Source organism: Streptomyces sp. WG5, from assembly GCF_049974565.1.
In the GTDB taxonomy this organism is placed as follows: Bacteria; Actinomycetota; Actinomycetes; order Streptomycetales; family Streptomycetaceae; genus Streptomyces.
In genome coordinates this window covers 112,038-125,087 of record NZ_JBNGGC010000009.1, presented here as the reverse complement: position 1 = coordinate 125,087, position 13,050 = coordinate 112,038, and the positions used below count along the sequence as shown (strand labels likewise).

Genomic DNA, 13,050 nt, shown 5'->3' with positions numbered 1-13,050 from the left:
GTACCGGCAGTCCCCCCATACGTATTCCGCACACCCCCGTGTGCGCGTCCCCGGAGAGATCACCACCATGAGCAAGCGGAACAGCCAGGCGGCCAAGACGGCGGCCCGTGAGCGCCTGCGCCAGGAGCGCGAGCGTCAGGCCAAGCGCGACAAGGTCAGGCGGCAGGTCGTCGTGGCCTGCTCCATCGTCGGCGTGCTGGCGATAGCCGGCGGCATCGGCTACGCCGTCATGCAGATGAACGAGCCCTCGGGCTGGGAGAAGGCCGCCGACGCCAAGGTGACGGCCCCGGCCAACACCTCCGGCAAGAACGGCACCACGGTCACCCTCGGCGACTCCAAGAGCGACCACGTCGTCCACCTCTACGAGGACCCGCGCTGCCCCGGCTGCGCCTCCTTCGAGCAGGGCGTCGGCGAGGCCGTCAACAAGGGCATGGAGGACGGCACCTACAAGCTCTCCTTCACGATCGGCACCTTCCTCGACGGGAACCTCGGCGGCGAGGGCTCGAAGAACGCGCTGAGCGCGCTCGGCGCCGCGCTGAACGTCAGCCCCGAGGCGTTCATCGACTACAAGACCGCGCTGTACTCCGCCGAGCACCACCCGTCGGAGTCGACCGACGACTTCGCCAAGGACGACTACCTGATCAAGGTGGCGGACACGGTCGACGCCCTGAAGAACAACAAGGAGTTCCAGGACGCCGTGGAGAAGGGCACCTACGACGCCTGGGCGATGAAGATGAGCGATTCCTTCCAGAAGGCCGAGGACGTCCAGTCGACCCCGACCGTCAAGATCAACGACAAGGTGATCGAGACCCCGGGCACCGACGCCGATTGGCAGAAGGCCCTCAAGGACGCGGGCGTCACCAAGTGATCCCCGCGTGACCCCGGCGTGACCTCTGCCGGTGGTCACCGCCGGGGTCACCGCCGGGGGTGACACCGCACCGAAGCACGGCCGACGGGCGGGCGAACTTTTGCGAGTTCGCCCGCCCGCGCGCATACCGATCAGTAACCTGATCGGTCGTGACCAGTCGACACAGATCATCCGAGAACACCGCCGCGCCGTCCGCCGACAGCGCGAACACCCGTACCCCGAGCCGCCGTACGGTCGTCAAGGCCGCGGCGGCCGGCGCCGTCCTGGCCGCCCCGCTCGTCGCGGCGCCGCCCGCCGGTGCCGCAGGCGTCGCCCCCGCCTTCCTGCACGGCGTCGCCTCCGGCGATCCACTGCCCGACGGCGTCCTGCTGTGGACCCGGGTGACCCCGACGCCCGAGTCCATACCGGGCTCCGGTGCCGGGCCGGACACCGAGGTGAGCTGGGTCGTCGCCAGGGACAAGGCGTTCACGGACATCGTCGCCAAGGGGTCCACCACGGCGACGGCGGCCTCCGACCACACCGTCAAGGCCGACATCCGGGGCCTGGCGCCCGCCACGGACTACTGGTTCCGCTTCTCGGCCGGCCCCACCGACTCCCCCGCCGCCCGCACCCGCACCGCCCCGGCCCCCGACGCGGCCGTCACGGGCCTGCGCTTCGGCGTGGTCTCCTGCGCCAACTGGGAGGCCGGCCACTTCTCGTCGTACCGGCACCTCGCGACCCGCGGTGACCTGGACGCCTGGCTGCACCTGGGCGACTACATCTACGAGTACGGCACCGGCGAGTACGGCGCCCGCGACACCGTCGTACGCCCGCACGCGCCCGCCCACGAGATCCTCACGCTCGCCGACTACCGCGTCCGGCACGGCCGTTACAAGACCGACCCCGACCTCCAGGCGCTGCACGCCGCCGCACCGGTCGTGGCGATCTGGGACGACCACGAGATCGCCAACGACGCCTGGTCGGGCGGCGCCGAGAACCACACCGAGGGCGCCGAGGGCACCTGGGCGGCGCGTCAGGCCGCCGCCAAGCAGGCCTACTTCGAGTGGATGCCGGTGCGCCCCGCGATCGCCGGCACCACCTACCGCCGGCTGCGCTTCGGCCGGCTGGCCGACCTGTCGCTGCTGGACCTGCGCACCTTCCGCTCGCAGCAGGTGGCGCTCGGCGACGGCGAGGTCGACGACCCGGACCGCACCCTCACCGGCCGCGCCCAGATGGACTGGCTGAAGTCCGGGCTCGCCTCCTCCGACACCACGTGGCGGCTGGTCGGCAACTCGGTGATGATCTCGCCGTTCGCCGTCGGGTCGATCCCCGCCGAGCTGCTGAAGCCGCTCGCCGAACTGCTCGGCCTGCCCAAGGAGGGCCTCGCCCTCAACACCGACCAGTGGGACGGGTACACCGACGACCGCCGCGAACTGCTGGCCCACCTGCGCGCGAACGCCATCCGCAACACGGTGTTCCTGACCGGCGACATCCACATGGCGTGGGCCAACGACGTGCCGCACAACGCCGCCACGTACCCGCTGTCCGCCTCGGCCGCCACGGAGTTCGTCGTCACCTCGGTGACCTCCGACAACCTCGACGACATCGTGAAGGTCCCCGAGGGCACGGTCTCGGCGATCGCCGCACCGGTCATCCGGGCCGCGAACCGGCACGTCCGCTGGGTCGACACCGACCGGCACGGTTACGGCGTGCTGGACATCACCGCGGACCGGACGCAGATGGACTACTACGTCGTCTCCGACCGCACCGACCCGGACGCCACCTCGGAGTGGGCCCGTTCGTACCGCACCCGCAGTGGCACGCAGCGGGTCGAGCGCGTCTACGCCCCGGTCTGAGACGCGTCCGCGCCCAGCGTCTCCAGGAAGCCGAGCGCCACCCGCCAGGTGGCCTCGGCGGCCTCCTCGTCGTAGTCGGGCAGGCCGGGGTCGGTGTAGAGGTGGCCGGCCCCGGCGTACCTGTACACCTCGACATCGGCGCCGATCCGGCCCATCTGGAGATACCAGGCGCTGAGCCAGTCGTCCGTCTCGAAGGCGTCCGGCTCGGCGACGTGCAGCTGGACCGGCAGGTCGTCGACGGAGGCGGTGGCCGCGATGTCCGAGGTGCCGTGCAGGAGCAGCAGTCCGCGGGAGCGGTGGTCGCCGAGGGCGAGGGTCTGGGCGATGGAGGCGCCGAGCGAGAACCCGGCGTACACCAGTCCCCGTTCGGAATAGGGGGCGGCGGCCAGCACGGCCCGCTTCAGCAGCTCCTCCTTGCCGATCTCCTCCTGGTGGGCCATGCCCTCCTCGACCGTGTCGAACGTCCGGCCCTCGAAGAGGTCCGGGGTCCAGACCTGGTGACCGGCGTCGCGCAGCCGGTCGGCGGCCTGCCGCACCGCGGGCCTGGGGCCGAGGGTCGAGTGAAAGAGCACGATGTTCATGGGGCCATGGTGCCAGCCGGGTGTGACACCGCGGTCGCGGCGATACCCGGGACGGGACGGAAGTCACAGGTTCACTGCGCGGCGCGGCGGTTACGTTCGGGGGATGGAGACCATACTCCGCCCGCTGATCGTGGTCGGCGCCTCCGTCCTGCTGACCCTGGTCATCGGCTGGGCCACCGACCTCTTGCTGCGCAAGGCCGACGGACGGCACCCCGAGACGCCCCTGTGGGGGCTGCTGCGCCGTGCCCGCGTCCCGTACCAGCTCCTCCTGTGCGCGGCGCTGCTGAGAGGGTCGTACGTCGAGGCACAGGTGTTCCCCGACCACCGGGAGGGGGTCGGCCGGACGCTGACGCTGGTGCTGATCGGCTCGGTGGCCTGGCTGGTGATCCGGATCGCCGCGGCGGTCGTCGAGACGTCGTACTCCCGCTACGCCCACGCCCACGCCCAGCGGAACCCGGCCCGGGTGCGGCGCGTCCGCACCCAGGTCTCACTGATCATGCGGGTGGTCTCGGCGGTCGTCGGCGTGGTCGCCGTGTCGGCGATGCTGCTGACGTTCCCGGCGATGCGCGCGGCGGGCGCGTCGCTGCTGGCCTCGGCCGGTCTGCTCGGCATCGTGGCCGGCATCGCCGCGCAGTCCACGCTCAGCAACATGTTCGCCGGGTTCCAGATCGCCTTCGGCGACATGGTGCGCATGGGTGACACGGTCGTGGTGGACGGGGAGTGGGGCACCGTCGAGGAGATCACCCTCACGTTCCTGACCGTGCGTACCTGGGACGAGCGCCGGATCACCATGCCGGTGTCGTACTTCACGTCCAAGCCGTTCGAGAACTGGTCGCGCGGCACACCTCAGATGACCGGGACGGTCTTCTGGCACCTCGACCACTCGGCACCGCTGGAGCCGATGCGCGAGCGGCTGCGCGACATCCTGCGCGAGTGCCCCGCCTGGGACGGCCGCGACTACAACCTGACCGTCACGGACACCACCCCGAACACCATGCAAGTGCGGGCCCTGGTGACGGCCAAGGACGCGGACGACATCTGGACGGTCCGGGTCACGGTCCGCGAGGGAATGATCCGCTGGCTCGCCGACGAGCACCCGTACGCCCTGCCGCGGGTCAGCACGGCGGACGCGCCCCTGCGCCCGCCCCACGACGGTGCCCCGCACCCCCGCCGTTCCCCCGACAGCGCTCCCCGCCGCTTTCCGGAGCAGCCGGCGAAGAGCCTGTGACCCGCGCCGGGGCGGGCTCGTCTCAGCGCAGGCTGCGCTCGTCGAGGTGGCGCAGTACCCGGTCCACGATCTCCGGGTCGGCTCCGGGTTCGCTGCGTGCGGCCAGCACCTCGTGGCGCGCGGCGCTCATCATCTCGCCCTGGATGCGGCGGATCCGCTTGAGCCGGCGGGCCCGCTGCTCCTGCGCCTCGCGCCGCTCCTCGTCCCCGACGTCGGGGCTGATCCGCATGCCGATGTCGAAGGCCCGCCGCAGCATCTGCTCGGACAGCTCCTCGGGCAGTTCCTCGACCGACTCGATCTCCCTGAGCCGCCGCTTCGCCGCCCTGGCCGCCCGTACGGCCAGCTCCTTCTCGTACTCCTTCTCCCGCTCGGTGTCCGCCCGCACCCCGAGCCGGCCCACCAGCCACGGCAGGGTCAGCCCCTGCAGCAGCAGCGTGACCATGATCACGCCGAACGCGATGAAGACGATCTCCTCGCGGTGGGGGAAGGCGGACCCGTCGTCCGTCTCCAGCGGGATCGCGAGCGCCAGCGCGACCGAGGCGACGCCCCGCATCCCCGACCACCACATGACGACGGTCTCCCGCCAGGACGTGGGAATGTCCTCGTCGTGGTCGCGTCCGGCGTGCAGCCGCTTGGTCAGCCAGGTGGCCGGCAGCAGCCACACCAGCCGCACCATGATCACGACTCCGGTGGTCGCCGCGGCCCAGCCGAGCAGTTCGGTCCAGCGTCCGGAGGCCGTGCGGATCGCGTTGTTCAGCTCCAGGCCGACCAGCCCGAACGCGACACCGGTGACGAGTGTGTCGACGACGTCCCACACGGTGTGCCCGGCGAGCCGGGTCATCACGTCGTCGGCGTCGAAGGCGTACTCGGCGAGGAACATCGCGGTGGTGAGCACCGCGAGCACCCCGGAGCCGTGCAGTTCCTCGGCCAGGACGTAGGACCCGTACGGCACCAGCAGCGTCAGGCCGATCTGCAGGGTGGCGTCCCCCAGCACGCTCAGCAGCTTGTTGGTGGCCCAGCCCAGCGCGAGTCCGACCGCGACGGCGACGACGGCGGACAGCACCAGGTCGAGTCCGGCCCGCCACGGCGAGAAGGTGCCGCCGACGGCCGCGGCGATGGCCACGTGGTACAGGACGATGGCCGTGACGTCGTTGAACAGCCCCTCGCCCTCCAGGATGGAGACCAGGCGGCGCGGCAGACCCAGCTGCCCGGCGACAGCGGTCGCCGCGACCGGGTCGGGCGGCGCCACCAGGGCGCCCAGCGCGAAGGCGGCGGCGATCGGCAGCCCCGGCACGATGGCGCTCGCCACGGCGGCCACGCAGGTCATGGTGACGAAGACCAGCGCGACCGCCAGCAGGAAGATCGGGCGTCTGTTGGCCGCGAACTGTCTCCACGACGTGCGCCGCACGGCCGCGTACAGCAGCGGCGGCAGCAGCGCGGGCAGGATCAGCTCGGGCGGGATGTCGACGTCGGGCACGAAGTCGAGCAGCGCGAGGACGATCCCGAGGACCGTCATCAGCACCGGCGCCGGCAGCCCGAGGCGGGCGCCGACGGGGACGCTCAGCAGGGCCCCGAGCAGCAGCATGAACAACAGGGCCAGCTGGTCCACGGTCACCGCTCCGGCGGGGTCTCGGCGTCACACGGCGGACCTCAAGCCTGCCACGTCACCGGCCCCGCCGGCCCGTTCGGCGCCTTTGCCTACAGGGCGCGCCGCATCGCGCGGTGGGGGATCCCGGCGTCGGGGAACTCGGGTCCGTACGCCTCGTACCCCAGACGCTCGTAGAAACCCAGGGCGTGGGTCTGCGCGTGCAGGTCCACCGCGGTGAGTCCACGCGCGCGTGCCGCCTCCTCGACGGCTCGCACCAGGGCGGCCCCGACGCCCAGCCCGCGGGCGTGCGCGGTCACCGCGAGCCGGCCCAGGGAGCCGACGGCCGGGTCGCCGTCGCCGTTCTTCGCCGCGGCGGCCGCGCCGTGCAGCAGCCGGCCGGTGCCCAGCGGCACGCCGTCCGCCCGGACCGCCAGGACGTGCACGGCGTCGGCGTCGTAGGCGTCGTACTCGATGTCCTCGGGGACCTTCTGCTCCGCGACGAAGACGTCCTTGCGCACGGCGAAGCACGCCTCCCGGTCGCCGGGGTCCTCGGCGACCCGCACCTCGTACGACGGCGCCCGGTCCGGGGCGCTCATCCGTAGGTCTCCTCGCGGACCAGGTCCAGGGCCTGCTGGAGGTCCTCGGGGTAGTCGCTGGCGTACTCGACCCACTGGCCGTCGCCGGGGTGTTCGAAGCCGAGCCGTACGGCGTGCAGCCACTGGCGGGTGAGGCGCAGCCGCTTGGCGAGCGTGGGGTCGGCGCCGTAGGTCAGGTCGCCGACGCAGGGGTGGCGGTGGGCGGCCATGTGGACGCGGATCTGGTGGGTGCGGCCGGTCTCCAGCTTCACGTCGAGCAGGGAGGCGGCACGGAAGGCCTCGATCAGGTCGTAGTGGGTGACCGAGGGCTTGCCCTCGGCGGTGACGGCCCACTTGTAGTCGTGCTGGGGGTGGCGGCCGATGGGGGCGTCGATGGTGCCGCTGGTCGGGTCGGGGTGGCCCTGCACGAGCGTGTGGTAGCGCTTGTCGACCGTGCGCTCCTTGAACTGGCGCTTGAGCGAGGTGTACGCCCGCTCGGACTTGGCGACCACCATCAGGCCGGAGGTGCCCACGTCGAGGCGGTGCACGATGCCCTGGCGCTCGGCGGCGCCGGAGGTGGAGACGCGGTACCCGGCGGCGGCCAGTCCGCCGATGACCGTGGGGCCGCTCCAGCCCGGGGACGGGTGGGCGGCGACCCCGACCGGCTTGACGATCACGACCACGTCGTCGTCGTCGTGCACGATCTCCATGCCCTCGACGGGCTCGGCGACCACCTGCACCGGGGCGGGCGCCTGCGGCATCTCGACCTCGAGCCAGGCGCCGCCGTGGACGCGCTCGGACTTGCCGACCACCGATCCGTCGACCTGCACCTTGCCCGCCGCGGCGAGCTCCGCGGCCTTGGTACGGGAGAAGCCGAACATGCGGGAGATGGCGGCGTCGACGCGCTCGCCCTCCAGGCCGTCGGGCACGGGCAGGGTACGGATCTCGGGAATCGTGCTCACCCGTCGAGTATGCCGGACGGGTCGGACACTCCCGACCGCGCGCTCGGCCTCGTGGACGCGCGGCCCTCGTGGACGCTCAGTCCTTGTGGACGCTCAGTCCTTGTGGACGCTCAGTCCTTGTGGACGGTCAGTCCTTGTGGACGGTCCCGTCCGGGTCGAGGCCCCGGAAGGAGAGGATCACGATCAGGATGCCGCCGCAGACGATCGCCGAGTCGGCGAGGTTGAAGACGGCGAAGTGCTTGGGCGCGATGAAGTCCACGACCGCGCCCTGGAAGACGCCGGGCGCGCGGAAGATCCGGTCGGTGAGGTTGCCGAGGGCACCGCCGAGCAGCAGGCCGAGCGCGACGGCCCACGGCAGGCTGTGGAGCTTGCGCGCGAGGCGGGCGATCACGACGATCACGGCCGCCGCGATCACCGTGAAGAGCACGGTGAAGGCCTCGCCGAAGCCGAAGGCAGCGCCCGCGTTGCGGATCGCCACGAACCGCAGCCAGTCCCCGACGATCTCGATGGGCTCCTGGTGCTCCAGCTTGGCGACCACGATCATCTTGCTGACCAGGTCGAGGAGGTACGCGAACGCCGCGACCGCGAACAGCACGGCGATCCGCCGCCTGCCCCGGGGGCGCTCCGGGGGCTGCTCCTGCTCGGAGTCGGGCCGCTCCTGTCCGTCCCCGGCCGCGTCCGGGGTGTCCGGCGTACCGATGATGCGCTCCGCCTCTGCCACGTGAGTCCCTCAACCTAGGTACCTGACTGAGGACGAGGGTACGGCACGCCTTCCGTCCCGTACCTGCTCAGTAGCGGCGCTCCTGCCTCTGCTTGCACTCGACGCACAGGGTGGCCCTCGGGAAGGCCTGCATGCGCGCCTTGCCGATGGGGTTGCCGCAGTTCTCGCACAGGCCGTAGGTGCCCGCGTCCAGGCGTTCCAGGGCGCGCTCGGTCTGGGTGAGCACCTCGCGCGCGGTGGCGGCCAGCGCCAGTTCGTGTTCGCGCGTGATGTTCTTGCTGCCGGTGTCCGCCTCGTCGTCGCCCGCGCCGTCCCCGGAGTCCCGCATCATGCCCTGCAGCGACCGCTCGGAGGAGTCGATCTCGGTGCGCAGCCGGTCGGCCTCGGACCGCAGCTCCCCGCGCGCCTCCTCGACCTCCGCCGGGGTCCAGGGTTCCTCGCCGGGGCGTACGGCGAGGTCGCCGGGGTCCGCGGCGCCGCGGGCCTTGGGAACGGCGGACTTGGCCGCCGTGGCCGTGCCAGGGGTCTTCTTCGCAACCACCGTCGTGGCTCCCGTCTGCTCCGCGGCCTCGGCCGCGCCCACTTTCTTGGCCGTGCTCTTCTTCGCCGCGGCCTTCTTCGCCGCGGTCTTCTTCGCCGCGGTCTTCTTCGCGGCGCCCGGCTGCTTCGCCGCGGTCCTCTTCCCCGGGCTCTCCTCGGCAGCGGCCTTCACAGCGGCGGTCTTCTTCCCGGGCGGCGTCTTCTCGGCGGCCGTCGCCTTCTTGGCAGCGGACTTCTTCGCAGTCGCCTCCGACTGCTGTACGGCGGTCTTCTTCGCCACCATGGCCGCGGCCCCTTCACATATTGTGATCTTGCACGCGAATCGTGCTGGGACGATAAATCGACTCGAGTCCCACGGCAACGGGGCACGCCGCCCGATTCGCCCGCCCACCGCGCGCCGCGCGGTGAGCATGCATGCGTTGTGCCCAGCTCCCCGCCGGGTAATCCGCCGGGACGGCTCCCGGCCGGGGCGCCCGGGAGCCGGGCGCCCGACGACGGCATTCGGGTCACGACCCGCCGTACGGAAGCCGTACGCGCCCCCCGCGGCGCCCCCGCTCCCCCGGGCGCCGGAAACCGGTCCGACTCCGTCCCCGCGGCGCCGTACACTGGGCGCAGCGAAAGGCGTGGATGGGGACGAGTAGCGGCGTACGCAGCCCAGAGCGACCCGGGGACGGTGTGAGCCCGGGGGCGAGCGCGACGTGAAGATCACCCCGGAGCCGCCGGAAGAAAGCCGTGACGGGACGGTCACGGCGAGTAGAACCGGCTCGCGACCCCAATGAGGGGGCTCACCGGCGCACACGACGCACCGGGGAGCCAAGGAGGGTGGTACCGCGGGAGCACGGCTCTCGTCCCTCCGACGGAAGGCAGCACGTCCGCCGGAGGAAGCTCGTTGAATACGCAGCCGCAGTACCGCCAGGTGCCCGCCCAGGTCGACCTGCCCGCGCTCGAACACGCGGTGCTCGACTTCTGGCGTGAGCAGAAGATCTTCGCCAAGAGCCTGGAGCAGTCCGAGGGCCGCCCCGAGTGGGTGTTCTACGAGGGCCCGCCCACCGCCAACGGCATGCCGGGCGCCCACCACATCGAGGCCCGCGTCTTCAAGGACGTCTTCCCCCGCTTCCGCACCATGCGCGGCTACCACGTGGGCCGCAAGGCCGGCTGGGACTGCCACGGCCTGCCGGTCGAGCTGGCGGTGGAGAAGGAGCTCGGCTTCTCCGGCAAGCAGGACATCGAGGCGTACGGCATCGCCGAGTTCAACGCCAAGTGCCGCGAGTCGGTGACCCGCCACACCGACGCGTTCGAAGAGCTCACGACCCGCATGGGCTACTGGGCCGACCTCCAGGACCCGTACCGCACGATGGACCCGGAGTACATCGAGTCCGTCTGGTGGTCGCTCAAGGAGATCTTCAACAAGGGCCTGCTGGTCCAGGACCACCGCGTCGCCCCCTGGTGCCCCCGCTGCGGCACCGGCCTGTCCGACCACGAGCTGGCGCAGGGCTACGAGACGGTCGTCGACCCGTCCGTCTACGTCCGCCTCCCCCTGACCTCGGGCCCGCTGGCCGGCGAGGCCGCGCTCCTGATCTGGACGACCACCCCCTGGACCCTGGTGTCCAACACCGCGGTCGCCGCGCACCCCGAGGTCACCTACGTCGTCGCGACCGACGGCGAGGAGAAGCTCGTCGTCGCCGAGCCGCTGGTCGCCAAGGCCCTCGGCGAGGGCTGGGAGACCACCGGGCAGTCCTTCACCGGCGCCGAGATGGAGCGCTGGACGTACCGGCGTCCGTTCGAGCTGGTGGAGTTCCCGGAGCCCGCGCACTACGTGGTCAACGCCGACTACGTCACCACCGAGGACGGCACGGGTCTGGTCCACCAGTCCCCCGCCTTCGGCGAGGACGACCTCAAGGTCTGCCGCTCCTACGGCATGCCGGTGGTCAACCCGGTCCGCCCGGACGGCACCTTCGAGGAGGACGTCCCGCTGGTCGGCGGCGTCTTCTTCAAGAAGGCCGACGAGAAGCTGACGGAGGACCTGGACACCCGGGGCCTGCTCTTCAAGCACATCCCGTACGAGCACAGCTACCCGCACTGCTGGCGCTGCCACACCGCGCTGCTGTACTACGCGCAGCCGTCCTGGTACATCCGCACCACCGCCGTCAAGGACCGCCTCCTCCAGGAGAACGAGAAGACCAACTGGTTCCCGGACTCGGTCAAGCACGGCCGGTACGGCGACTGGCTGGACAACAACATCGACTGGGCGCTCTCCCGCAACCGCTACTGGGGCACCCCGCTGCCCATCTGGCGCTGCGAGGACGACCACCTCACGGTCGTCGGCTCCCGCGCCGAACTGACCGAACTGACCGGTACCGACCAGTCCGCCCTGGACCCGCACCGCCCGTACATCGACGACGTCACCTTCACCTGCGCCCACGAGGGCTGCTCCCTCGAAGCGGTGCGCGTGCCGGAGGTCATCGACGCCTGGTACGACTCGGGTTCGATGCCGTTCGCGCAGTGGGGCTACCCGCACAAGAACAAGGAACTGTTCGAGAGCCGCTACCCGGCGCAGTTCATCTCCGAGGCCATCGACCAGACCCGCGGCTGGTTCTACACGCTGATGGCGGTCGGCACCCTCGTCTTCGACCAGTCGTCCTACGAGAACGTCGTCTGCCTCGGCCACATCCTCGCCGAGGACGGCCGCAAGATGTCCAAGCACCTGGGCAACACCCTGGAGCCGATCCCGCTGATGGACCGGCACGGCGCCGACGCCGTCCGCTGGTTCATGGCGGCCGGCGGCTCCCCGTGGGCGGCCCGCCGCGTCGGCCACGGCACCATCCAGGAGGTCGTCCGCAAGACGCTCCTCACCTACTGGAACACGGTCGCCTTCCAGGCCCTGTACGCCCGCACCTCGGCCTGGGCCCCGAGCGAGGCCGACCCGGCCCCCGCCGACCGCCCGGTCCTGGACCGCTGGCTGCTCTCCGAACTGCACGCGCTCACCGACCAGGTCACACAGGCACTGGACGCCTACGACACCCAGCGCGCCGGCAAGCTGCTGTCCGCGTTCGTCGACGACCTGTCCAACTGGTACGTCCGCCGCTCCCGCCGCCGCTTCTGGCAGGGCGACAAGGCGGCGCTGCGCACCCTGCACGAGGTCGTCGAGACGGTCACCAAGCTGATGGCCCCGCTGACGCCGTTCATCACCGAGCGGGTCTGGCAGGACCTGGTCGTGCCGGTCACCCCGGGCGCCCCCGAGTCCGTGCACCTGTCCTCCTGGCCGGAGGCGGACCTGTCGGCGATCGACCCGGAGCTGTCGAAGCAGATGGCACTCGTCCGCCGCCTGGTCGAACTGGGCCGCGCCACGCGCGCGGAGTCGGGCGTCAAGACCCGCCAGCCGCTCAGCCGCGCGCTGATCGGCGTGACCGGCTTCGACGCCCTCTCCCCCGAGCTGCACTCGCAGATCACGGAGGAGCTGAACGTCGAGTCCCTCGCGTCGCTGAGCGAGGTCGGCGGCTCCCTGGTCGACACGACCGCGAAGGCCAACTTCCGGGCGCTGGGCAAGCGGTTCGGCAAGCGTGTCCAGGACGTCGCGAAGGCCGTCGCGCACGCGGACGCCGCGGCGCTCTCCGTCGCCCTGCGCGAGGGCACGGCGTCGGTGGAGGTCGACGGCGAGACGATCACCCTCGCCCCCGACGAGGTGATCATCACGGAGACGCCGCGCGAGGGCTGGTCGGTCGCCTCCGACTCGGGCGCGACGGTGGCGCTCGACCTGGAGATCACGGAGGAGCTCCGCCGCGCGGGCCTCGCCCGGGACGCGATCCGCCTGATCCAGGAGGCCCGCAAGAACAGCGGCCTCGACGTGGCCGACCGGATCGCCCTGCGCTGGACGGCCACGGACCCGGCGACGATCGCCGCCCTGACCGGCCACTCGGGCCTGATCTCCGACGAGGTCCTCGCCACGGACTTCGCACAGGGCGAGGCGGACGACACGTACGGGCAGCCGTTCACGGACGAGGGCCTGTCCCTGACGTTCCGGCTGCGCAAGCAGTAATCCCCGGGGAGTACGGCAGAAGGGCCCGGTCACCGGAAGGGATGCTGTTGGTCGACCACCAGCATCCCGGAAGGCGGCCGGGCCCTTCTGCCGTACTCGCGCAGCCGCGGACCGTC

Annotated in this window: 10 protein-coding genes; 4 read left to right on the top strand and 6 right to left on the bottom strand. The window is 71.6% G+C overall.

Annotated features, from left to right (window positions below):
• Positions 1 to 67: 67 nt before the first annotated feature.
• Positions 68 to 868 carry a DsbA family protein gene (locus tag ACP4IX_RS11675; protein ID WP_426555437.1) on the top strand — a complete coding sequence of 267 codons (801 nt, stop codon included), beginning with the start codon at positions 68 to 70 and terminating at the stop codon, positions 866 to 868.
• Between the two features lie 149 nt (positions 869 to 1,017).
• Positions 1,018 to 2,703 (top strand): alkaline phosphatase D family protein, encoded by a 1,686-nt coding sequence (locus tag ACP4IX_RS11670; protein ID WP_426555436.1) that lies wholly within the window; start codon positions 1,018 to 1,020, stop codon positions 2,701 to 2,703.
• On the opposite strand, the gene ACP4IX_RS11665 is transcribed toward ACP4IX_RS11670, so the two are convergent.
• Positions 2,688 to 3,284, bottom strand: a complete 597-nt coding sequence (locus ACP4IX_RS11665; protein WP_426555435.1) for a dienelactone hydrolase family protein — start codon at positions 3,282 to 3,284, stop codon at positions 2,688 to 2,690. The genes ACP4IX_RS11670 and ACP4IX_RS11665 overlap by 16 nt on opposite strands.
• A gap of 103 nt (positions 3,285 to 3,387) precedes the next feature.
• Between ACP4IX_RS11665 and ACP4IX_RS11660 the strand changes: the two genes are divergently transcribed.
• Positions 3,388 to 4,512, top strand: a complete 1,125-nt coding sequence (locus ACP4IX_RS11660; RefSeq protein WP_426522915.1) for a mechanosensitive ion channel family protein — start codon at positions 3,388 to 3,390, stop codon at positions 4,510 to 4,512.
• Positions 4,513 to 4,534: 22 nt separating this feature from the next.
• On the opposite strand, the gene ACP4IX_RS11655 is transcribed toward ACP4IX_RS11660, so the two are convergent.
• The 5 genes from ACP4IX_RS11655 to ACP4IX_RS11635 all read right to left on the bottom strand — a co-directional run bounded on the left by ACP4IX_RS11655 (position 4,535) and on the right by ACP4IX_RS11635 (position 9,181).
• Positions 4,535 to 6,121 (bottom strand): Na+/H+ antiporter, encoded by a 1,587-nt coding sequence (locus ACP4IX_RS11655; protein WP_426555434.1) that lies wholly within the window; start codon positions 6,119 to 6,121, stop codon positions 4,535 to 4,537.
• A gap of 89 nt (positions 6,122 to 6,210) precedes the next feature.
• Positions 6,211 to 6,696 (bottom strand): GNAT family N-acetyltransferase, encoded by a 486-nt coding sequence (locus ACP4IX_RS11650; RefSeq protein ID WP_426522917.1) that lies wholly within the window; start codon positions 6,694 to 6,696, stop codon positions 6,211 to 6,213.
• A complete protein-coding gene (locus ACP4IX_RS11645; protein WP_426522918.1) occupies positions 6,693 to 7,637 on the bottom strand; it encodes an RluA family pseudouridine synthase in 945 nt (314 codons plus the stop codon). The genes ACP4IX_RS11650 and ACP4IX_RS11645 overlap by 4 nt, the downstream gene beginning before the upstream one ends.
• A gap of 127 nt (positions 7,638 to 7,764) precedes the next feature.
• A complete protein-coding gene (gene lspA, locus ACP4IX_RS11640) occupies positions 7,765 to 8,358 on the bottom strand; it encodes a signal peptidase II (protein WP_426522919.1) in 594 nt (197 codons plus the stop codon).
• Positions 8,359 to 8,425: 67 nt separating this feature from the next.
• Entirely contained in the window at positions 8,426 to 9,181 is a 756-nt protein-coding gene (locus tag ACP4IX_RS11635) for a TraR/DksA family transcriptional regulator (RefSeq protein WP_426555433.1), read from the bottom strand.
• A 606-nt stretch (positions 9,182 to 9,787) separates the two neighbouring features.
• On the opposite strand from ACP4IX_RS11635, the gene ileS reads away from it, so the two are divergent.
• Complete coding sequence (gene ileS / locus ACP4IX_RS11630; protein WP_426555432.1) at positions 9,788 to 12,934, top strand: isoleucine--tRNA ligase; 3,147 nt, start codon at positions 9,788 to 9,790, stop codon at positions 12,932 to 12,934.
• Positions 12,935 to 13,050: the final 116 nt, after the last annotated feature.